This is a genomic window from Ralstonia sp. 25mfcol4.1 (assembly GCF_900104095.1).
Lineage (GTDB): Bacteria > Pseudomonadota > Gammaproteobacteria > Burkholderiales > Burkholderiaceae > Cupriavidus.
Genome location: NZ_FNJO01000008.1, coordinates 33633 through 53614 on the forward strand (window position 1 = coordinate 33633; position 19982 = coordinate 53614).

Genomic DNA, 19982 nt, shown 5'->3' on the forward strand with positions numbered 1-19982 from the left:
CCCTGCATCCGTGCGTTTGCGCACGCGGCGGTGCCCGATAAAGATTTGACTTGTCAGGAAGATGGCGTATGGCGAAGGTCGAGCGTGACCACGCGCAACGTGGCGTCGTCGGGGCAGACCGTATCTGCGAAGCCAAGACGGTGCGCCAGCCCACGCATGCCGCGATTGGCCGACAGCACGTAGCCTTCCATCGTGCCGAACCCGGCCGCCCGCGCAAGCGCGATCAGCGTTTGCATCAGCAGGCTGCCCAGGCCGGTGGATTGCCAGCCGTCGAGCACGGTCACGGCGAACTCGCACGCATCGCGGCCCGGTAGCGCCACGTAGCGCGCACCGCCGACCAGATGCCCGCTCTCGGCGGTGCCCGCCACGGCGGCCAGCGTGCAGTCCTGCCCGGGCACCGGGTGAACCACGTTGTCGAGCAGCGCCTCGGGCAGGTCGTGCATCGCGGCCATGAAGCGGGTGTAGCGGGAGTCGTCGGACAGCAGCGAGAACGCTTCGACAATGCCCGCCCTGTCGTCTTCCCGGATCTTGCGCAGCACCACCGGCTGGCCGTTGCGCAAGGTGGCGTGCAGAGGCAGTTGGGGTAGTGCAGGCAGGGAGGCGGTCGTGGGATTGGTGTCGGTCGGCATGGCGGGGCCTGGGAGGGTGGGGTGGATGGACGGTGATGTCATGGTAGGCAACCGCGCGTGAAGTCTCCAAGGGCGCCGGCCCCGCCAGCGCGGCGGCGCGGGCGCATGGCCGCCGGTTCTTGCAGTATGCTCGCGACTGATCGATCCACTCTGGAAAGGAGCATCCGATGACCGTAGTCGTGCTGGCGATCGATGGGTCTGCCCACAGCCACGCTGCCACCACCTGGGTGGCCTCCACCGCCGCGCTGGCCGCACCGCGCATCGTGCATCTGGTCCATGTCTCGCCGGTGCTCGGTCGCACCGGGTTTGGCACGGTCGACTTCGAGCAGGAAAACCGCGAGCAGGCGCGCCAGGCGTTCGAAGCCGCCCGCCGCATTCTGGACGGCCATGCCGATGGCATCCATGAGCACTGGCTGCGCGGCGACGCAGTCGCATCGATCGTGGGCTTTGCCGCGCAGCACGGTGCCCACCTGCTGGTGGTGGGCGCCAAGGGCGTGGGCCCGCTCAAGGCGGCCCTGACCGGATCGGTGGTGTCGAAGGTGGTGGCGCAGTCTACCGTGCCGACGGTCGTCATCAATTCGCCGGACCCGGACGCCGCCTAGCGCTGCAACCCGCGCATGGGCGCCGCCGCTCAGCGCATCGACTCGAGCCCGGCAGTACTTCCACCGACCCGTATCGGCGAAAGCCCCAGGTGCGGATGTCCTTGACTTCCCCTTGGACGCCGCCTTGAATATGCAAACTGAACAGTGATCAGTTCGGACGGGAGACAGCGTGGAAACAGCGCAGCAACGCATGCATCAAGTGGGGGATGGCAAGGCGGGCCAGCCCGCGCCGGACAGCATCTGGACGAAGGGTAACTTTGCGCCGGTGACACGGGAAATCGAGGCCGCCGGGCTGAAGGTGCGGGGTGATCTGCCGCCGGACCTGGCCGGCACCTTGTATCGGAATGGTCCGAATCCGCGTTTTCCGACACCGGGGACGCACTGGTTCGGCGGCGACGGCATGATCCACGCCATTGCGCTGGCCGATGGCGCGGCCAGCTATCGCAACCGCTGGGTCCGGACACCGAAATGGCGCGACGAAGACCGGGCGGGCCGCGCGCTGTTCCGCGCGTTCGCCGGCAAGCTGCCCGATGCCCCCGAATGGGCGGGAGACGACCGGGGCGTGGCCAACACCAATATCGTGTGGCACGGCCAGCGGCTGCTGGCGCTGGAAGAGGCGCACCAGCCCACGCGCATGACGCCCGGCACGCTGGAGACGCAGGGCTACGCCGATTACGGCCCGCTGCAGGGGCCGTTCACGGCCCATCCGAAGATCGATCCGCTGACCGGAGACATGTTTTTCTTCGGATACAACGCCGATGGCCCGCTGACCGCCGCCATGACGACCGGCACCATCAGCCCCGATGCGCGGCTCACCCGCCACCTGAAGTTCGACACGCCGTACTGCAGCATGGTCCACGACTTCATGATGACCACGCGGCATCTGCTGTTCCCGGTCCTGCCGCTGACAGGCAGCCGCGAACGGCTGGAGAAAGGGCTGCCGCCGTATGCGTTCGAGGCCGACCGGCCGTCGATGATCGGCATCATGCGGCGCGATGGGCCGTCCGCCGTGCCGCGCTGGTTCCAGGGCCCGCCGTGCTATGTGTTCCACGCGATGAATGCGTGGGAAGAGGGCGACACCATCCACGCCGACGTCATGGTCTACGACGAGGCGCCGCTGTTTCCGCGCCCGGACGGCTCGCCGGGCGACCGGTCGCGCCAACTGGCCTACCTGACCCGGTGGACCTTCCAGTTGGCCGATGGCCGCGACACCTTCACCAGCCGGCGCCTGTGCGACATCCCGGGCGAATTTCCGCGCATCGACGACCGTCTTGCCGGTCGCCGGCACCGGCATGGCTGGTTCGCCGCGTCGGTGCCCGGGGAAGCCGCGCGCCAGGGGCCATCGGACGAGAGGGAACGGCAGGGCATTGTGCATCTCGACGCCCTGACCGGCGCCCAGGCCACGCTGTGGCTGCCGCCGGGCGATGCCACCTCCGAGCCGGTGTTCGCGCCGCGTGGCCGCGCAGAGGGCGACGGCTGGCTGCTGGCCGTGGTATGGCGCGCGGCCTCGAATACCAGTGAACTGCTGGTGCTCGATGCCCTGGACATCGCGTCCGGGCCGGTGGCCACGGTAGAGCTGCCGCAGCGCGTGCCGTTCGGCTTCCACGGCAACTGGGTGGAAGGAGCCAGCGCGTGAGCCGGATACTGCGGGTGGCGTGGCCCGTCATGCTCGACACGCTCGGCGTGCTGGTGTTTGCCGTGCTGATGGCGCTGAACGTGGACGTCCGCATCGCCACGCTGGCGGGTCTGGTCGTGGCACTGGCCGTGGTCGGCCGGGAGATCGTCCATCGGCGCCGCGTGGCGGTGCTGCAGTGGATCAGCCTGGCGTCGGTCGTGGTGTCGTCGATCGCCACCTGGGTCACGTCCGATCCGCGCTTCGTGATGGCCAAACCGAGCATCCTGTTCCTGGTCATCGGCGTGGTCATGCTCCGCGGCGGCTGGATGAACCGCTATGTGCCGCCGGCCATCGCGCCGCGCGTGCAGCCCGAAATGACGTTCTTCGGCTACGCCTGGGCTGTGCTGATGCTGGTGTCCGCCGCGCTGAACGCAGGGGTGGCAATCTGGCACCCGGCGTCGTGGCCGGCCTTTATCGCGATCTATCCGGCGGTGTCCAAGGGCGTGCTGTTCTGCGTGCAGTACGGCGTGGTGAAGGCCGCGTTGCGCCAGCGCCCCGCCACGGACGCCGACGCGGACGCCGGCGCCGCGCCGGACAGCCAGGCGGCGCTGTAGCGGCCAGATCCGCGACAGCCGCGGTAGCATGGACACCCCCACGACCCACGGCAGCGACCTGGCATGACCCAGCAATCCACGGCGGCCCGCGCGCCCCGGCCCCCCAAGACGCCCGCGGGCGCCGCCACCAAGCCGGAAGGGCAGTGGCACCACGGCGATCTGCGCGCGTCGCTGATCGCCTGGGGCCTGCACCTGATCGATACCGAAGGCGCCGCCGCAATGAGCATGCGCACGGCTGCCAGGCTGGCGGGCGTGTCGGCCGGCGCGCCATCGCACCACTTCCAGGACCGTAACGGCCTGCTGGCAGCCATTGCCGCGCAGGCGTTCCGCGAACTCAAGCACTTCAGGAGCGAACGGGCCGCCCGGCTGCCCAATGCCACCCCGGCCGACCGACTGCGCGGACTGCTGGTGGGCTATGCGGAATTCGCCCACACCTATCCGGCGCGCTTCCACCTGATGTTCGGCCCCGGCGTGGAGCGGCGCAGCGACTACCCCGAACTCACGCAGGCCGCCGGCGATTCGTTCTCGCGCGTCCGCGAGGCCGTGACCGCGTGCCTGGACGGCAAGGCGCCGACCCACCTGTCCGAAGAACGGCTGGCCTTCGCAGTCTGGATCGCCGCCCACGGCCTGGCCACGGCAACCGCGAGCCACGCGCGCATCTCGGCCGTATCGGCGGAGCCGCTCGATATCGACCAGATGGCCGGTGTGGTGGCGGAGTTCTGTCTGCTGGCGTTGAGGGCGTGCACCGTCTGAGCGCCCCCGGCGGGAACGCAAAAGAAAAGGGCGCCGATACCGATCGGCGCCCCGCATGCCACCCGGCTACATCACTTGCGCAGGTCGAAGCGGTCGAGGTCCATCACCTTGGCCCAGGCGGCGACGAAGTCCGTGTAGAACCTGTCGGCGCCGTCGGCACTGGCGTACACCTCTGACAGCGCACGCAACTGCGAGTGCGAGCCGAACACCAGGTCGACCCGCGAGCCGGTCCACCTGACCGCGCCGGTCTTGCGATCGGCGCCCTCGAACACGTCGCGCGACAGCGGCGTCCACTCCAGGCTCATGTCGAGCAGGTTGCGGAAGAAGTCGTTCGTCAGCGTCTCGGGCCGGTCCGTCAGCACCCCGTGCGCATCCCTGCCATGATGGACGTTCAGCACGCGCAGGCCGCCGATCAGCACTGTCATCTCGGGCGCGGTCAGCGTCAGCAGCTGTGCCTTGTCGATCATCATGTGCTCGGCCGGCACGCGCACGCGCGGGTTGATGTAGTTGCGGAACGCGTCGGCGGTCTGCTCCATGGCGTCCATCGACTTCACGTCGGTCTGCGCCTGCGACGCATCCATGCGGCCCGGCGAGAACGGCACGGTCAGCGTCTTGCCCGCCTTCTCGGCAGCCTTCTCGATGGCCGCCCCGCCCGCCAGCACGATGAGGTCGGCCAGCGATACCTTCTTGCCGCCCGACGCCGCGCCGTTGAAGTCCTTCTGGATGCCTTCCAGCACTGACAGCACCTTGCCCAGCTGGTCGGGCTCGTTGATCGCCCAGTCCTTCTGCGGGGCCAGGCGGATGCGGGCACCGTTGGCGCCGCCGCGCTTGTCCGAGCCGCGGAACGTCGAGGCCGAGGCCCACGCCGTTTTCACCAGCTCGGCAATCGACAGCCCCGATGCCAGCACCTTCTGCTTGAGCGCGGCGATGTCCTTGTCGTCGACCAGCGGGTGGTCCACCTTCGGGATCGGGTCTTGCCAGAGCAGCTCCTCGGTCGGTACTTCGGGGCCCAGGTAGCGCGCCACAGGGCCCATGTCGCGGTGGGTCAGCTTGAACCACGCACGGGCGAAGGCATCGGCGAACGCCTGCGGATCGTCCTTGAAGCGGCGCGAGATCTTCTCGTAGATCGGGTCGAAGCGCAGCGACAGGTCGGTGGTCAGCATGGTCGGCTTGAGCTTCTTCGACGGATCGTGCGCGTGCGGCACCGTCTCGGGTGCATCCTTGGCCACCCACTGGTTGGCGCCGGCCGGGCTCTTGGTCAACTCGTACTCGAAGTTGAACAGGTTTTCCCAGAAACCCTGGCCCCATTGGGTGGGGGTGCTGCTCCACGTCACTTCCAGGCCGCTGGTGATGGTGTCCGCGCCTTTGCCGCTGCCGTACTTGTTCTGCCAGCCCAAGCCCTGGAGTTCCAGCGCGGCCGCCTCGGGTTCCGGCCCGACGTTGCTGGCCGGGCCTGCGCCGTGCGTCTTGCCGAAGGTATGGCCGCCAGCGATCAGCGCCACCGTTTCCTCGTCGTCCATGGCCATCCGGCCAAATGTGTCGCGGATGTCGTAGGCAGCCGCGAGCGGGTCCGGATTGCCGTCGGGGCCCTCGGGATTCACATAGATCAGGCCCATCTGCACCGCGCCCAGCGGATTCTCGAGATTGCGGCCCGGGTCGGTGCGGCTGACTTCCTCGCCATGTTTTTCCACGTCGGCCACCAGCACGCCGCCATCGTCCTGCCGGCCCGCCGCGCCCTTGCCGTAGCGGACATCGCCGCCGAGCCAGGTCTTTTCATTGCCCCAGTAGACGTCCTGGTCCGGTTCCCATGTGTCTTCGCGCCCCGCGCCAAAGCCGAAGGTCTTGAAGCCCATGGTTTCCAGCGCGACGTTGCCGGCCAGGATCATCAGGTCGGCCCAGGAAATCTTCTGGCCGTATTTCTGCTTGACGGGCCATAGCAGCCGGCGGGCCTTATCCAGGCTGACGTTGTCGGGCCAGCTGTTGAGCGGCGCAAAACGTTGCTGGCCGCGTCCGCCACCCCCGCGGCCGTCGCCGATGCGGTAGGTGCCGGCGCTGTGCCAGGCCATGCGGATGAACAGCGGGCCGTAGTGGCCGAAGTCGGCGGGCCACCAGTCTTGCGAATCGGTCATCAGGTGGGCCAGGTCCTGCTTCAGCGCGGCGTAGTCGAGGCTCTTGAAGGCCGCGGCGTAGTCGAATCCCTCGCCCAGCGGGTTGGTCTTGTCCGAATGCTGGGCCAGCAAGTCAAGACGCAGCTGTTTGGGCCACCAGTCCGCATTGGTGGTGCCGCCGCCGGCGGCATGGTTGAAGGGACACTTTTCGTTAGACATGCTCTCTCCTTTGGGGGATCCAAACGGTAGTTCTTGTCTGTCTTCACGCGTCAACACTTCCACGAGGCTCTGCCTCGGCAGATCCTGTCGCACGAGAAATATAGGCGAGAGCCCATGCCAACAACATGAGAGGTTTGCAATCGGCGCGATAGGGCATCGCTATGGCGGTTGCGCCATGACGGTTCGGGTTAGCACCGACCATTTGGCGCGCAGTGCGTGACCTATAGTTCCGGTACCCCAGACCACTGCGGCGCATGACGCCGGGAGGCTGCAATCATGACCATGGCTACGAAGCTGGCACGATGCCTGAGCCGGGCCGAGACCCGTTTCGAGACCGTGCATCGCCGCGGGCGGCCTGGACAGCCGGCCCACACCGGCGACGGCGCGGCCCCGAGCATCCCCGCCGACCGGCTGGCCCGCACGGTGCTGCTGGAGGACGACAAGGGCTACCTGGCCGCCGTGATTCCAGCCAGCCATCATCTGAAGCTGGCCGAACTGCGCGAGCAGACCGGCCGCAAGCTGACCTACGCCCATGCCCAGGGTGTGCGCGAGGTGTTCCGAGACTGCGATCAGCGGGCATTGCCGCCGGTAGGCATGGCCTATGGCACGCTGACCTGGATCGACGATAGCCTGCTGACCCACGACGACGTTTACTTCGAGGCGGGCGACCGCGATGGGCTGGTCCATATGAACGTGGACGATTTCGCGCAGCTGATGTCCGAAGCGCGGCGCGGCCATTTTGCGCATCGCGTGATGTAGGCAGGGCGCGCAAACCGCTTTTCGCTGCATACGTGACGATCTGGCCGCCTGCCGGAGCCAGGCCGGCTCCGGCAGGTTGGCGCGCTCGCGCTAGAACGCGAGCGTCATGGCGGCGATGACCACCTGATCGTGGGACGCCGGATTGAACCAGTAGACGCTGCCGGTGACCTTGCCGAACGTGAGCTGTACCAGACCGCCGCGCTGGAACTCGCGATCGCCGCCGTAGATCCGCGTGCGCTGGGCTACCAGACCCACGCGCAGCCACTGAACCGGGCGGAATCCCAGTTCGCTCCACGCATAGGTGTAGGGCGTGGTGGAGCCCGTGCCGGGCAGATATTCGGCTTCGATGTAGTAATCGAACTTGCTGACCGCAAGGCTGGCCTCCACGCCGGCAATGGGCCCGTGCGCGCTGCCTACCACGACGCCCACGATGGGCGTGACCTTGTACTGGAACGTTTCGCCGCCCGAGAACGACCAGCCGACGAAACCCGACTGGGCATGCCTCGCCTCGTAGTTGACGCGCGCTTCGAGATGCAGCTGGCCATGATCGGCCCCGAAAATGCCCGAAGCGTAGCTGTCTTCGTGTCGCGGCATGTTCCAGAAGCCGGTCGCCAGGAAACTCCAGGCGGGCGGCGGGGTATCCGCAGCGGGCGCCGGCGGGGTGACGGCAACCTCCTGGGCCTGCGCGCCGATTGCCGCCAGCCAGAGCGCAACTGCCACCAGGGGCGCGCGCATCTTATCCCCCCAGCGCGATGACGGCCATGGTGACGACCACGCCGAGCGCCATCATCCAGAATCCGGCCCGCCAGGGGTTGATCCCGCCGTAGTGGCCCAGCGCCGCGCCGCCCACGAACAGCATGATCAGCGTCAGTACCCTGGAGACGACCAGCGCCGTGGACAGGTCGTGCAGCAGCACGAAGGGCAGGGCGACCGGGAACGTCGTCAGCACGACGATGAAGAAGATGCGGATCGCGGCAAGAAAGTCGCCGCCATGCAGCGTCGGGCGGTCTGGCACGGTGGCGCCGGAGACAAGCCGCAGACGTACCGGTTCGAGATCCTCGTTGGCAATGTGCGGATTCATGGCGGGCGGCAGCGCGTCGCGGATCGCCGCGATGCCCGAGGGCGCGTCGCCATGCTTGGCCGTCAGGGCAAGCTTCTGCAGCATGCCGCGGCCGGCCAGCGTCCGCACCAGATACATGATCGCGTCGACGAGCCCCCAGGCAAGATTGCAGCCGAGGGCCGCGCGCAGCATGGTCTGGGCGGCATCGGGCCCGGCTGTGGCGGAAGATACCGCGCCCACGAACGTCAGCGCCATGTACAGCCCGAAACACATTTCGGACACGCGATCGACCACGTCGAGGGCCGGAGCCCGATCCTCGACGCTGTCGCTCTGTGACGGATTGATAGCCGACATGCTGGTTCCTCCCCGTGTGCCAGCAATGGGTTAGGACACGGTAGACCCATCCATGCGGCGCTGCCATTGGACCAACGTCCTAGCGCGCGGCGCGGGCGGCGCCCTTTGGCACGGGGGAGTCGGCAGGGGCAGGGATCGTCCAGGGCCGGGGGGGCGTGAGACCGGGAGACCGGGCGGACGCCGCCGGGCGCCGTCGGGACCGACGGCGCCATTTGCATGCGGGTAACGGAGGCCGCCGCGCGGCGGCCCGCCTGGCTACTGGCAACTGGTGCCGGGGGTCGCTGCGATCACCAGTCGCAGGTTCTTCGTCACGGGGTCGTCGTCGGCACCCACCGTATTGTCGGTAAACGTGCAGCCATACCTGGCATCGGCCACCACGGACGCCGTCAGCACATCGTCGCCGGCGGGGCGCGTGCGGGTCTGCTCCCACGCCACCATGTCGTCGAACGCCCTGGTCTGCTCCGCCACCGTGAAATCGCAGTGCGCGATGCCACGGATTGCGCGCTGCACCAGCCAGGACGCCGTGCCGTTGGCGTCGGCGCGGCGCTTGTAGATCTGCTCCATGCTGAACGGCACGTACATGTCGCCCAGCGTATGCAGTGTCAGCACCGGCACGCTGATTTTCGCGGCGTTCTGCGGAATCCAGCGCAGGCCGTCGCGCCGCAGCCGGTTGGCATCGGCGACCGGGCGCACGCGGAAGATGGCCGCATTGAACGCCTGTTCCTCGGCGGACTGGGCCGGGTCGTTGTCGAACTGATAGAGCAGGGCGGTGGTGTCCACGACGTTTTGCGTCAGGATGCCGTTGACGGTGCCGTCAGAGCCGAATGTGCTCCACACCGCGTCCTGGTAAGCCTTCGATGCGGGGCTTTTCCCGAAGCCGAGTTCGAACAGCGGGCGCTCGCCGCCGGTCAGGTTCTTGACCACGGCCTTGAGCTTGTCGCCGGTGGCGGTGGTCGCCGAGGGATAGGTGGTGAACAACGCCGACATCAGCGGCGTCACGACCTGCGCCCAGTTCGTGACCGGCCACGATGTGGCGGGCATGCCGGCCAACTGCTGCGCGGCGGTCTGATAGCCACCGAAGTAATTGAACAGTTCGGTGTCGCCCAGCACGGCGCACATCGGCACCGAGCCGTTGTACGTCACCTTGTGCACGGCGGTCTGGATGTTCTCGGCATCCACGGCCGCGGCCGCAATATGCCCGCCCATCGAATGGCCAACGATGTACGTGCGGCTGGGCGCGGCCAGCGTACGGCCATTCTTCTTCGCAATATCGGTGAACGCCAGCGCCAGCGCGTTGGTGTCCTCCAGGCCGGCGCGGACATCGTAATAGTTGGTCGAATAGGTGGACGCGGCCCACGCGTAGCCGGCCTCCAGCAGATGCCTGCGGATGCCCGGGATGGTGACGGAGAGCGCGGAACCCATCCCGGCGTAGCCGTGGGCATACATTACGAGCTTGCCGTTCCAGGCGGCGGGCACTTCCACGACATAACCTGCATTGCCGAGCTGGCCGGACCAGCGGTCGGACGCGGGCGCACCGGCCAGCGGCGCCAGTTTGGCCGCCAGCGCGTTGGTATCGACGGTAAAGGTGCGGCTGTCTTGCGGGCGCACGTCTTCGGGCTGGACCGTCGGCGCCGTGGGAGTGGGCGTGGATGCGGTGCTGGCCGACCCGTTGTCGTCGCCGCCACCACAGCCGTACAGCAGGAAGCCGGCAGCCAACGCCAGGGCAGTGCTCTGGAATACGCGATGCATGATGTCTCCTCTGTCTTCTTTATCGTGAGTGTGGGAGTGCGTCGGCACGCGTCCTCGACCGCCGTCAGTCTTTCAATGCAAATGCTTCCCCCGCGTGACAACGCCCGGCCAATGTAACCGCGGCGATACGTCACGCCAATATTCAAACAGGTGTCCGATTTGCGCGTTACGCACTGCAACATGCGCGTTCATCCGGCTTCTGCGTCGCCGCCGGTGTATGGATTTCGGGCGCTGCTCACTGGCTTTGCGCCGGCGGCCCGGATACGCTGCGCTCCCAAGACGGGACCTCCGTGAATCGCTGGCATCGGTCCATTTGGCCCTGACACGCGATTCTTCAATAATCTATCGAAGGTTCAATCAAGCTTTAGGCTGCTGTCACCACGCCGGAACCCAAGTCCGGCGCGGCTTGACGAGTGACAGCAGCGCATTAAAACCCTTGGAAAAAATTTCCAATCCCTTCCGTTTTGCTTCCTCTTCCGCCAGGGTCAAGAACACCTCGCGCGGGTCCATCCCAGCTTCCTTGGCGAGCAAAAAGGCAGTCGCGTAATCCGGCAACCGGTCACCGCGTGCGTAGCGATTGAACGTCTGTTGCGGTACGCCCATTTCCTGTGCCACGACTCGAACACTGCGGCCGTGTAATGCTTTAGCTATCAGTTCTTGGTAGCTCATATGTATCTCCAATCACTCGCTGACTCTGTTCGGAGTAACGTGCGCGTGAGCCTGTTCGGAGTAACTCCAACCGGGTTCGCAAGCCGAAATATACCGGGAAACCGACGAGGGGTTAAAAAATCATGATCCGCATCGAAATCGAGAGCACAGAAGTCAAGCAACGTGGGGGCATCAGCAACGGCCGCGAGTGGAAGATTCGCGCACAGCAGGGCTGGGCGTTCCTGTGTGACCAGGCCGGCCAGCCGAACCGCCACCCGACCCGCATCGAAGTGCGCATTGATGAAGGCCAGCAGCCCTATGCTGCGGGTGTCTACACCCTCTCGCCGGCCAGCTTCTGGGCCGACAAGTACGGCAAGCTCACCGTTTCCCCCCGCCTGGTGCCCGTCGCCGCCAACGTGAAGGCAGCAGCGTGATGCGCGCCGCCTTCCTGCTCCAGCTCGCCGGTCCTGCTCACCAGGGGAGCACCGGCCCGCCCAAAGCACCTCAGATCGGCGGGAATCAGTAACACCCGCCGATCATTCCCATTTTGGTAATCGCCCCAAATACCCGGGGTTTTCTAAGCATGGCGCACTGCTATGAGGGGAGCATGCAGCCTTCTGTATTCATTGACTGGATCGACATTTCGCAAGACCACATGGCCGGTGGTCTTCCGATCGTCGCTGGCGGCTTCTTCGATCGCTTCGACGAAGATGCGGCCTTCGAATTCCGGTCCTTCCAGCATTACAAGCACAAGGGGTCATACGACAGCACTGTCATCGTCAAGTGCGATGGGCAGCGGGTCAGGCTGTCGGGCAACGTCGGGCGCTTTAACCGGCCCGACAACGTGTTCAACCTGGACTTCGATCAGACCATCAAGAAGGCGAACTGGATTCTCAAGACCTTCGGTCTGCCGCCCTTCACGAAGGGCAGCTTTCGCATGGACCAGGATGGCAAGTCGGAGTGGACGGGGGCGAAGCTCTCTGAGCTTCACGTAACGGAGAACCGCGCGACCTTTTCGGAAGATAAGGCCAAAGCCTTTATCGACTGGGTTGCAGAGCGGTCTTTCAGCCGGATGAAGTCCGGAGCTTACGGGGGTGAGTCGGCCTGGTTCGGCAACAGCCGCCAGTCGATCATGGCCTACAACAAGGCCAAAGAAATGGTGGACCACGGCACGGCAGAGCGGTCCCCACAGCTGTACGAGTACTGCCGTGACTACGGCCTTGTGCGCATCGAAATGAAGCTGCGCCGGCGGGCACTCAATGACCTTCATCTCAAGCATCTCGGAGCCATCACCATGGACCGCATCGTCAGCATTTTCCGTGACAAAACCGCGCCGCTCTTCCAGGCGACGGCCAACCCGGACCTCGAACTTTTGGAGTGCGTTCCGCACAAGAGCCGCCTGGTAGCCGAGGCGTGGCTCAAAGGCATCGACTGCCGTTCGACCATGACGAATGGCACGTTCTATCGCCATCGCAAGGTGCTGCTGGAATGCGGTATCGACATCAGCAACCAGCGCAAGACCGCGACTGTGCATGTCATTCCAAAGGTGATCGAGATGCTGCCGGTGGCCGCGCCCGATTGGTACTGGAAGCGGGAGGCTGCGTGATGTGGTGGCTCGTCATTCGCTCCATCTGGTCCAACGAGGCCGCTTTCGAGCTCGTGCGCCGCATTCATGCGCGCAGCCTGTACCGCCAGTACAAAGCTGCTCGGTCGCGGAGCTGACGACGGGATAGGCGCGCCACGCGCGCCTGCCCGGCGTTAGCAGAGCGCTCGCTGGAACAAACGATTTCAACGCGGGGTGGACCTGAACAATCCATCTCGTTTTTCCAACCCTAACCTTAAGGGGGTCAACATGTTCAAGTTCTCGAAGAAGGCAAAGCTCGCAACTCTGGCCGCAATGTCGATGGTGGCATCCGGTGCCGCCATGGCTGATGTTCCGGCTGCGGTGACCACCGCGATTACCCAGGGCGGTACGGACTCGGCCACGGTGGCCGGCGCTGTCCTGGTGGTGATCGTCGGTATCGCCGTCTTCAAGTACATGCGTCGCGCTGTCTGACGCATGGACGGTGCGCTGGTAGGCGGTCGCTGTTACGCCAACCAGAGCGATGCTGCCGATGCGTATTTCAGCGCGGTGGCGCCTGCACAGACTCCGGGAGCTACAACTTATCTCTCGGAGTTTGTGAAGGTCTCTGGCAACTGGGTATTGCGGCGATATCAGGTGGACTCGGGCGGGGCGGTGGCGATGCTTTCTGATGCGTCGGTACCGGCGATCAGTTTTCCGACCTGTGACCCACAGGGTCCGTTTTTCGATGGGATGACGATGGGCTGGGGCGTTGTTGGTGCGATGGCCCTGGCCTGGGCAGTTGTCCAGGTGCGAAGGGGATTGTGATGCTTGCTATCGATTTCTGGCTCTGGGCCGGATTCCTACTGCCGGTTCTGCCGGCAGTAATCATTTTCAGGGTGACGTGATGATTCGCCGCTCGCTCGTTCTCTATGTCCTGGTGCTCGCCGCTGCGCTGTTCTGGGGGCGTGTGGAGGCTTCTGCGGTCCCGCTTACTGTCGGGGCCGCTGCGGCCCGATCTGCGGCTTCCACTACCGGCTATGTCACGAATGCTGCGTCGGCCTTCGTTGGCGCCGCGTTCAACAATGGCATGACTACTTCCGTAGGTGGTCGGCTTGTCACAGTTCCTGCTACGTGGCGCCTTGCTTCTAATGCAGCGCAAGTCGCGCTCACTGCGGTTCGCACTACACCGCTTGGTGCAGCGGCCTCAATTGCTGCTTCACTTTTGGTTGCGTACGGTATTCAGAAATGTGCAGATGGGACGTGGTGTACTAAGCCAGCTACGTCTACGGACCCGTCTGTCAATCAGCCGTTTTTGGCTTCGTCGCCGCATTGGAGGTACGTGTACGGCAGCGTGGTCATTGCTGATGCATCCCGTAGTGTGGTCTGCGAGCGTTACCGTGTATTGAGGGGTTGGTCGACTGTAGCGCCTTTCGGTACGGCAACGGAGGATGGTGGTTGTCAAGGGCCGTCGCAATCTGAGTATATCTACACGACTCGCGTTCCCAGTGGTTGTGAGGCTGGTTATACGCTGGCTTCGGGCACTTGTTATCCGCCTGGCTGGAAGGATCCTACGCCTCAGCCTGCTACGGATGCTGACTGGGCTAAGGTGCCGCCGACCGCATTGACGTCGAGTGACGCGCTGTTGAATGCCTTGGGCAAGGATGGCGTCTTCCTCGATATCAACCCGCAGTTTGACGCGAAGCCTCAGGTTGTTCCGCTGTCGAATCCGTACGCTGACCCTGTGACGGGCAAGCGGTATCAGGACGTGGCCACGGTACAGCCAGCGCCGGATGGGAGGACAGCCGAGGTGCAGGTTGCGAAGCAGGAGGTTGATTCCCAGGGAAACCCGGTTACGGATGCCTCTGGTGTCGCTGCGGCACCTCAGAAGCAGGATGACCCCTGTGTCGGTCACGAGGACCGTCTTGGCTGCATGACTACGGGCGAGGTTCCGCAGGGCCCAGACCTGGGCAAAGACGAGCGTCACATCACGATTACGCCGGATACGGGGTGGGGCGCTGACACTGCGGCCTGTCCTGCGGACATCGTTGTGCCGATGCACTTGCGTGGCGCGCAGTCTCTGTCTTTCTCCTACCAACCCGTTTGCAAGGCCGCTGACATGTTCCGGCCGGCCATCCTGGGCGTTGCATGGATTGTCGCTGTGCTCATTGCCCTGGGCATGGGCTTCAAAGGAGGTTCTGACTGATGGGCGCACTCGCACCGTTTTTGATGGCACTTGCCGGGCCGCTGGCTCGTCAGGTGCTCCTTTCCCTGGGCATTGGCCTCATCACGTTCGTGGGCGTCGATACGGCTGTCACCAGTGCGTTAGCCGCGGCGAAGGGGTACATGGGCCAGATCACGGCTGACTACGCTGCGATCCTGGCAAGGGCAGGGCTGTTCACGGCAATGAGCATCATCGCCGGCGGCATCTCCGCCCGGGTCTCGATGATGATTCTCAAACGTATGGGACGGGTCGCATGAGCGCAGGCACACAACCGATTACCCTGGTCACCGCTACGCCTGGCGGTGGCAAGACTGCCCTGGTGGTGGATCTGATGCGGAAGGCTGCTGATGCTGGCCGGCCCATCTTCCAGCTCGGGATTCCGGAGCTCAAGCTGCCGTACATTCCGACACCTCCGGTGAAGGACTGGACCGAAAAGCGCATCGATCCGGAAGACCCGGATCAGAACGAGCTGGACTACTTCACGTTCCCGGAAAACTCGCTCATTGTCCTGGATGAGGCACAGCGTATTTTCCGCGTGCGTGCCACTGGGTCGAAGATTCCAGACCATGTGGCGGCCTTCGAGACCGTGCGCCATACGGGCGTGACGTTCATCCTCATGACGCAGAATCCGACCTTCCTGGACTCGCATATCCGCAAGCTGGTCGGTCAGCATATCCACCTGCGTGATGTGGGCCTGCTCGGTCGCTGGTACTACGAGTGGCCCGAGTGTGCCAATCCTGAGAATTTCAATACAGCGCCGATTAAGAGGAAGTTCAAGCTACCCAAGCACGTCTTTTCGCTCTACAAGTCCTCCAGCCTGCATATCAAGCGTCGGTACACCGTGCCGCCAGCCTTGATGATGCTGATCGCCTGTGTGCTCCTGGTGGCCTTCCTGGGCTGGCGCGTTTATCACAGCATGTATCAGAGAACTCATTCGACCCCGACGACGCCTGTGGCGGCGGCGGGGCCTACCACAGCAGCTGGTGCCTCATCTCCTTCTGTCGCCCCTGCAGCTCTGCCCGCGCCCACTGTTCGCACGAACGATGGTGGCGAATATCTTGCCGCCTTCGTGCCCATCGTCCCTGGTAAGCCCGAGAGCGCGCCGGCCTACGCCGACCTTCGCCAGGTCAAGGCCATGCCGATTGTTGTGGGGGGCGCCTGCATGGGTGCGCATTGCATCTGCTACAACCAGCAGGGGAGGGATGCCGGCCTGGATGAGATGCAGTGCCGCGATTGGCTGAAGAAACCGCCGTTCGATCCATACCGCGACCCTGTTGCAGGGCCGGTTGATCCTGGTGCAATGCCAGGTGACCGACTTTCCGTTACGCCTGACCGTAACGACAAAGGTGTTTAGCACCAGGTGCATTCGTGCGCTGACAGCCAAGCCCTTTCTATGCAAGCCGCACTTCGAGCTCGTCTTCACCACAACCAGGGCGATTCGAGTCGCCAGCCGTAGGCGACCGGCGATGACCCCGTTCAGGGGTCACCCTGGTACATCGCGCGGACCGCACTATGCGGTCCGTGCTTCATTGTGCGTCCGCTTGCTCGACCCCCTCCATTCGTAGGGTAGCTCCGAAGATTTCCCGATGTGCTCGGATCGCATCCAGCCGGTCCATCCGCAGCGTGTCGATTGTCCAGGCTGGTATTGGTCTGCGTCCGGCCAGCCAATCCCTGATGGTTCTGTCGCATCTGCGCAATAGACGGCAGAGCTTTTTTCGTGGTAGGCCAGCTGTGTACTGCTCGAATTCGACTGCAGAGACCCAGCGCCTGGACGTGTTTTTCATCTCGCCTCCGGCAACAAAAAAGCCAGCAACTTATGTGCTGGCTTTTGCGGTTTGAACCCCCGTCACGAGGGCTGGCGTTTTACGTAATGACTTCTTTTCTGACCCCTGCTGCCTGATTGAACCTTGCTCATAATCTATCTTATGTTAAATAACGAGTCACCTGATTCGCAAGCGCCGGCGGCTGGGTCGCGCATCCCAGCCGCCACTTCCAGGCGCGGCGGCCCCGCTTGAATCGGGGGTTGGCGCGGCTAGAATCAACTTCATGCGCGAAGGCCAACTCGTTCCACCGGCACCGCCCCGGAAAAAGCCGGCGGCCCGCAACCGTGCTTCCGGCCAGCGCGTCGCGGAAGCATCCGCGGGTGTTGCTGCGACCCCATCTGCGCCGTCTGCGCCGTCTGCGCCGTTCCTGCTGGCCACCAAGATTCTTCCGCCGCGTCTGCCGTCCGGATTGATCGAACGTCCGCGCCTGCTGGACGTGCTGGGCCAGGGCCGCGACAAGCGGCTCACCGTCATCAAGGCCCCGGCAGGTTTCGGCAAGACTTCGCTTTGCATCGCCTGGCTTGACCGGTTGCGCGCCGATGGCGTCCGCGTCGCCTGGCTGTCGGTCGATCAGGAAGACGACGAGCCTGCGCATTTTCTAAGTCATCTAGCGCAATCGCTGTACCGTGCCTGTGCCGCCGAAGGCGCGCCGCCAGGGCTTGCCGGGGATGTCTCGCTGCTCGTGCCCCGCGCGGTGATTGCCACGCTGGCCAACACGCTGGCCGAGATCGACGACGAGCTGTTTCTGTTCGTGGACGACTACCACCTGATCGCCACTGAATCGATTCATGAAGCCGTTGCGCTGCTGCTGGCCCACGCGCCGTCGAACTTCCATCTGGTGCTGGGCACGCGTGCGGATCCGCCCTTGCCGCTGGCGCGATTGCGGGCCGGCAATGCGCTGCTGGAAATCGACGCCACGATGTTGCGCTTCAGCGCCGACGAAACCGGGCGGTTCGTGCAGCGCGAATGCGCGGGTGGCCTGCCGCAGGCCTCGGTGGACGCCTTGCACGCCTCGACCGAAGGCTGGGCGGCCGCGTTGCGCCTGTCCGCCCCGATGCTGGCGCGCAGCCAGTCGGGCACCTGGGTGGCGCCATCGGGCACGGCGCGGCCTATCGCAGCCTATCTGGAAGAGATGCTGGCCTGCCAGACCCCGGAACTGGTCGATTTCATGGTGCGTACCGCCATCCTCGACCGGCTTTCGGCGCCGCTCTGCATGGCCGTTACCGGCGCGGCGGATAGCCAGAACATGCTTCAGGCGCTGGCCACGCGCCAGTTGCTGCTCGATCCGCTGGATGTCGAGGGTCGGTGGTTTCGCTACCACCAGTTGCTGCGCGACTACCTTCGCCAGCGGCTTGAGACCGCCGCTGACATCGACATTGCCGACCTGCATCGGCGCGCGTCGCGCTGGTATGCCGCGCAGGCACTGTGGACCGACGCCGTCTGGCATGCGCTGGAAGCCGGCGATGCCGTCGATGCGGTTGCCCTGATTGGTCAATGTGCGATGTCGCTGGTCCGCAAGGGCGATCTGATGACGCTGCTTGGCTGGCAGCGGCATTTGCCGCCGGACATCATGCGTGGCCAGGTGGATGTGCGCCTGGCGCTGGCACGCGGCATGGCGCTGGCCATGCGTTTCGAGGAAGCGTCTGCGATGGTCGAAGCCATCGAGCTGGATGCCGCGCAAGGGCCCGAGGCCGATCGCGACCGCTACCTGTGGGAATGCCGGGCGATACGCGCCCTGCTCACCGCCCTGCGCGACGATGCCCAGGGCGCGCTGCGGCTGGCGGAAGACTGCCTGCGCCGCCCGCTGTCGGACGATCCGTGGATGATCAACGTGCTAAGCAACGTCGTGCGGTTCGCGCACTGGAAGTCCGGCGATCTGGAACGGCTGTACGCCACGCCATGGATACCCTATTCGCCCGACGAAAACCGGCGCTATCCGCTGTCTTCGGTCTACCGGCTTTGCCTGCTGGGGCTGGCGGAACTGCAGCAGATGCGTTTCGACGTGGCAGAGCGATACTTTCTGCAGGCGATGCGATTTGCCGAAGACCACGCCGGCCCGGCCTCGACGGCCGCCGCACTGTGCGCACCGGCGCTTGCCCAGTTGCGCTACGAGCAGGACCGGCTCGAAGAAGCCGAAACGCTGCTGGTGGAACGCATGCCTGTCATCGACGTGGCGGTCCTGCTGGACAGCGTGCTGGTGGCGTACACGTTGCTGATCCGGATTGCGGCGGCGCGCGGGCACCTGGACCAGGCCCACGTGTGGATCGAACAGGCGTTGACGATTGGCCATCAACGCGCGTGGCACCGGCTGGTGGCTGCCATCCTCCTGGAGCGTGTCCGGCTGCTGCTTGCCGAAGGCCGCGCCCGGGAAGCCGCCGCGTGCGTCGAACAGATCGACAGGCTGGTGAACACCGTCGATGCGCCCGATTGCGAGGCCTGCGTCAGCGAACTGGACCGCTATCGGACACTTGGCGCCGCCAGCCTGGCCATGGCCGGGGCGCGGCCTGAAGACGCCGTGCGCCTGCTGGACGCCCTGCTCCGGCGCTTTTCGCGGAGCCGGCCCGATTATCTGGCGCTACGCGCGCGCACCTTGCTGGCACTGGCCTGCCACGCCAGGGGGTCGGCGGAACGGGCCGTCGAGGAATGCGGCCGGGTGCTGGCCTCCATCCAGTCCGCGCGTGCGTACCGCATCATCCTGGATCAGGGGCCCGGCGTCAGGGCCCTTCTGGAACTGGTCAGAAAGGCTACCGTCGCCGCTGGCGGCGGCGCGGAACGCCTGGCCTGCATCGACGAGCTGCTCGAACGTTGCAACGAGCGCTACCAGATGCGGCAAAAGGCATCGTCGGCGTCGGTGCGAGACGCGCTGAGCGCGCGCGAAGGCGGCATCCTGGCGCTGATCGCGGCCGGCCAGTCGAACAAGGAAATCGCGCGGACGCTGGGCATCGCGCCCGAAACCGTCAAGACCCATATCAAGAGCATCTTCGTCAAGCTGTCCGTGGAAAAACGTGCGCACGCCGTCGCGCGTGCGCAATCGCTGGGGCTGGTCGCCGGGCACTGACATCCCCCGCCGGTTTCGTTTCCGGCCTCCGTCCCCCGCCTCCCCCAAACGCGCTCCCCCGTTCCGGTCCCCTTTTTGGGGGATACGGCCGTCCAGACTGCACGGCCAACATGGCATCCATACATAGCGCCGCCTGAATCCCCCGTGGGGTGACGGCTCCGGCGCACCACAGACTTCCCTTTTGTCTGGAATACGCAGGAGACACA

19 protein-coding genes are annotated in these 19982 nt (G+C 65.2%); 13 read left to right on the forward strand and 6 right to left on the reverse strand.

Annotation, left to right across the window (positions count from 1 at the left end; translation table 11 throughout):
- Nucleotides 1-53 precede the first annotated feature (53 nt).
- On the reverse strand, nucleotides 54-629 hold the full coding sequence (locus BLQ58_RS15480) for a GNAT family N-acetyltransferase (protein WP_092599633.1): 576 nt from the start codon (nucleotides 627-629) through the stop codon (nucleotides 54-56).
- Nucleotides 630-796: 167 nt separating this feature from the next.
- Here BLQ58_RS15480 and BLQ58_RS15485 point away from each other — a divergent pair, with 167 nt between their 5' ends.
- The 4 genes from BLQ58_RS15485 to BLQ58_RS15500 all read left to right on the forward strand — a co-directional run bounded on the left by BLQ58_RS15485 (nucleotide 797) and on the right by BLQ58_RS15500 (nucleotide 4213).
- Nucleotides 797-1231 (forward strand): universal stress protein, encoded by a 435-nt coding sequence (locus BLQ58_RS15485; RefSeq protein ID WP_092599636.1) that lies wholly within the window; start codon nucleotides 797-799, stop codon nucleotides 1229-1231.
- A 190-nt stretch (nucleotides 1232-1421) separates the two neighbouring features.
- Nucleotides 1422-2867 carry a carotenoid oxygenase family protein gene (locus BLQ58_RS15490; protein WP_092599639.1) on the forward strand — a complete coding sequence of 482 codons (1446 nt, stop codon included), beginning with the start codon at nucleotides 1422-1424 and terminating at the stop codon, nucleotides 2865-2867.
- Complete coding sequence (locus BLQ58_RS15495) at nucleotides 2864-3460, forward strand: septation protein IspZ (RefSeq protein ID WP_254775973.1); 597 nt, start codon at nucleotides 2864-2866, stop codon at nucleotides 3458-3460. The genes BLQ58_RS15490 and BLQ58_RS15495 overlap by 4 nt, the downstream gene beginning before the upstream one ends.
- Before the next feature lie 63 nt (nucleotides 3461-3523).
- Nucleotides 3524-4213: a TetR/AcrR family transcriptional regulator gene (locus tag BLQ58_RS15500; RefSeq protein ID WP_092599644.1), complete on the forward strand. Its 690-nt coding sequence runs from the start codon at nucleotides 3524-3526 to the stop codon at nucleotides 4211-4213.
- Between the two features lie 71 nt (nucleotides 4214-4284).
- Here BLQ58_RS15500 and katG read toward each other — a convergent pair whose 3' ends face one another.
- Nucleotides 4285-6540: a catalase/peroxidase HPI gene (katG, locus tag BLQ58_RS15505; protein WP_092599647.1), complete on the reverse strand. Its 2256-nt coding sequence runs from the start codon at nucleotides 6538-6540 to the stop codon at nucleotides 4285-4287.
- 276 nt (nucleotides 6541-6816) lie between these two features.
- Here katG and BLQ58_RS15510 point away from each other — a divergent pair, with 276 nt between their 5' ends.
- Complete coding sequence (locus BLQ58_RS15510) at nucleotides 6817-7299, forward strand: aminoacyl-tRNA deacylase (RefSeq protein WP_092599650.1); 483 nt, start codon at nucleotides 6817-6819, stop codon at nucleotides 7297-7299.
- 90 nt (nucleotides 7300-7389) lie between these two features.
- Here the strand turns inward: BLQ58_RS15510 and BLQ58_RS15515 are convergent, their stop codons facing one another.
- The 4 genes from BLQ58_RS15515 to BLQ58_RS15530 form a co-directional block, all read right to left on the reverse strand.
- Nucleotides 7390-8034: a hypothetical protein gene (locus tag BLQ58_RS15515; protein WP_092599653.1), complete on the reverse strand. Its 645-nt coding sequence runs from the start codon at nucleotides 8032-8034 to the stop codon at nucleotides 7390-7392.
- A 1-nt stretch (nucleotide 8035) separates the two neighbouring features.
- A complete protein-coding gene (locus BLQ58_RS15520) occupies nucleotides 8036-8713 on the reverse strand; it encodes a VIT1/CCC1 transporter family protein (protein WP_092599656.1) in 678 nt (225 codons plus the stop codon).
- Nucleotides 8714-8968: 255 nt separating this feature from the next.
- Nucleotides 8969-10462, reverse strand: coding sequence for an alpha/beta hydrolase family protein (locus tag BLQ58_RS15525; RefSeq protein WP_092599659.1), 1494 nt, complete (start codon nucleotides 10460-10462; stop codon nucleotides 8969-8971).
- A gap of 375 nt (nucleotides 10463-10837) precedes the next feature.
- Nucleotides 10838-11131 carry a helix-turn-helix domain-containing protein gene (locus tag BLQ58_RS15530; RefSeq protein WP_092599662.1) on the reverse strand — a complete coding sequence of 98 codons (294 nt, stop codon included), beginning with the start codon at nucleotides 11129-11131 and terminating at the stop codon, nucleotides 10838-10840.
- Between the two features lie 122 nt (nucleotides 11132-11253).
- On the opposite strand from BLQ58_RS15530, the gene BLQ58_RS15535 reads away from it, so the two are divergent.
- The 8 genes from BLQ58_RS15535 (at nucleotide 11254) to BLQ58_RS15570 (ending at nucleotide 19776) form a co-directional block, all read left to right on the forward strand.
- Nucleotides 11254-11544, forward strand: coding sequence for a single-stranded DNA-binding protein (locus BLQ58_RS15535; protein ID WP_092599665.1), 291 nt, complete (start codon nucleotides 11254-11256; stop codon nucleotides 11542-11544).
- A gap of 173 nt (nucleotides 11545-11717) precedes the next feature.
- A complete protein-coding gene (locus BLQ58_RS15540) occupies nucleotides 11718-12716 on the forward strand; it encodes a phage/plasmid replication domain-containing protein (protein WP_175459928.1) in 999 nt (332 codons plus the stop codon).
- Between the two features lie 246 nt (nucleotides 12717-12962).
- On the forward strand, nucleotides 12963-13166 hold the full coding sequence (locus BLQ58_RS15545; protein ID WP_092599671.1) for a major capsid protein: 204 nt from the start codon (nucleotides 12963-12965) through the stop codon (nucleotides 13164-13166).
- Between the two features lie 3 nt (nucleotides 13167-13169).
- Entirely contained in the window at nucleotides 13170-13499 is a 330-nt protein-coding gene (locus BLQ58_RS15550) for a hypothetical protein (protein ID WP_092599673.1), read from the forward strand.
- A 796-nt stretch (nucleotides 13500-14295) separates the two neighbouring features.
- Nucleotides 14296-14877: a virulence factor TspB C-terminal domain-related protein gene (locus BLQ58_RS15555; RefSeq protein ID WP_092599676.1), complete on the forward strand. Its 582-nt coding sequence runs from the start codon at nucleotides 14296-14298 to the stop codon at nucleotides 14875-14877.
- Nucleotides 14877-15152: a DUF2523 family protein gene (locus BLQ58_RS15560; protein ID WP_092599679.1), complete on the forward strand. Its 276-nt coding sequence runs from the start codon at nucleotides 14877-14879 to the stop codon at nucleotides 15150-15152. Before BLQ58_RS15555 ends, BLQ58_RS15560 begins: the two co-directional genes overlap by 1 nt.
- Nucleotides 15149-16249 carry a zonular occludens toxin domain-containing protein gene (locus tag BLQ58_RS15565; RefSeq protein ID WP_092599682.1) on the forward strand — a complete coding sequence of 367 codons (1101 nt, stop codon included), beginning with the start codon at nucleotides 15149-15151 and terminating at the stop codon, nucleotides 16247-16249. Before BLQ58_RS15560 ends, BLQ58_RS15565 begins: the two co-directional genes overlap by 4 nt.
- A gap of 878 nt (nucleotides 16250-17127) precedes the next feature.
- Entirely contained in the window at nucleotides 17128-19776 is a 2649-nt protein-coding gene (locus BLQ58_RS15570) for a winged helix-turn-helix domain-containing protein (protein ID WP_254775974.1), read from the forward strand.
- Nucleotides 19777-19982 lie beyond the last annotated feature (206 nt).

What these genes read in the sequence shown, in the direction of transcription:
- BLQ58_RS15480 (WP_092599633.1), bottom strand. Translation starts at nt 629, where the DNA reads ATGCCGACCGACACCAATCCCACGACCGCCTCCCTGCCTGCACTACCC.
- BLQ58_RS15485 (WP_092599636.1), top strand. Translation starts at nt 797, where the DNA reads ATGACCGTAGTCGTGCTGGCGATCGATGGGTCTGCCCACAGCCACGCT.
- BLQ58_RS15490 (WP_092599639.1), top strand. Translation starts at nt 1,422, where the DNA reads ATGCATCAAGTGGGGGATGGCAAGGCGGGCCAGCCCGCGCCGGACAGC.
- BLQ58_RS15500 (WP_092599644.1), top strand. Translation starts at nt 3,524, where the DNA reads ATGACCCAGCAATCCACGGCGGCCCGCGCGCCCCGGCCCCCCAAGACG.
- katG (WP_092599647.1), bottom strand. Translation starts at nt 6,540, where the DNA reads ATGTCTAACGAAAAGTGTCCCTTCAACCATGCCGCCGGCGGCGGCACC.
- BLQ58_RS15510 (WP_092599650.1), top strand. Translation starts at nt 6,817, where the DNA reads ATGACCATGGCTACGAAGCTGGCACGATGCCTGAGCCGGGCCGAGACC.
- BLQ58_RS15515 (WP_092599653.1), bottom strand. Translation starts at nt 8,034, where the DNA reads ATGCGCGCGCCCCTGGTGGCAGTTGCGCTCTGGCTGGCGGCAATCGGC.
- BLQ58_RS15520 (WP_092599656.1), bottom strand. Translation starts at nt 8,713, where the DNA reads ATGTCGGCTATCAATCCGTCACAGAGCGACAGCGTCGAGGATCGGGCT.
- BLQ58_RS15525 (WP_092599659.1), bottom strand. Translation starts at nt 10,462, where the DNA reads ATGCATCGCGTATTCCAGAGCACTGCCCTGGCGTTGGCTGCCGGCTTC.
- BLQ58_RS15530 (WP_092599662.1), bottom strand. Translation starts at nt 11,131, where the DNA reads ATGAGCTACCAAGAACTGATAGCTAAAGCATTACACGGCCGCAGTGTT.
- BLQ58_RS15535 (WP_092599665.1), top strand. Translation starts at nt 11,254, where the DNA reads ATGATCCGCATCGAAATCGAGAGCACAGAAGTCAAGCAACGTGGGGGC.
- BLQ58_RS15540 (WP_175459928.1), top strand. Translation starts at nt 11,718, where the DNA reads ATGCAGCCTTCTGTATTCATTGACTGGATCGACATTTCGCAAGACCAC.
- BLQ58_RS15545 (WP_092599671.1), top strand. Translation starts at nt 12,963, where the DNA reads ATGTTCAAGTTCTCGAAGAAGGCAAAGCTCGCAACTCTGGCCGCAATG.
- BLQ58_RS15550 (WP_092599673.1), top strand. Translation starts at nt 13,170, where the DNA reads ATGGACGGTGCGCTGGTAGGCGGTCGCTGTTACGCCAACCAGAGCGAT.
- BLQ58_RS15560 (WP_092599679.1), top strand. Translation starts at nt 14,877, where the DNA reads ATGGGCGCACTCGCACCGTTTTTGATGGCACTTGCCGGGCCGCTGGCT.
- BLQ58_RS15565 (WP_092599682.1), top strand. Translation starts at nt 15,149, where the DNA reads ATGAGCGCAGGCACACAACCGATTACCCTGGTCACCGCTACGCCTGGC.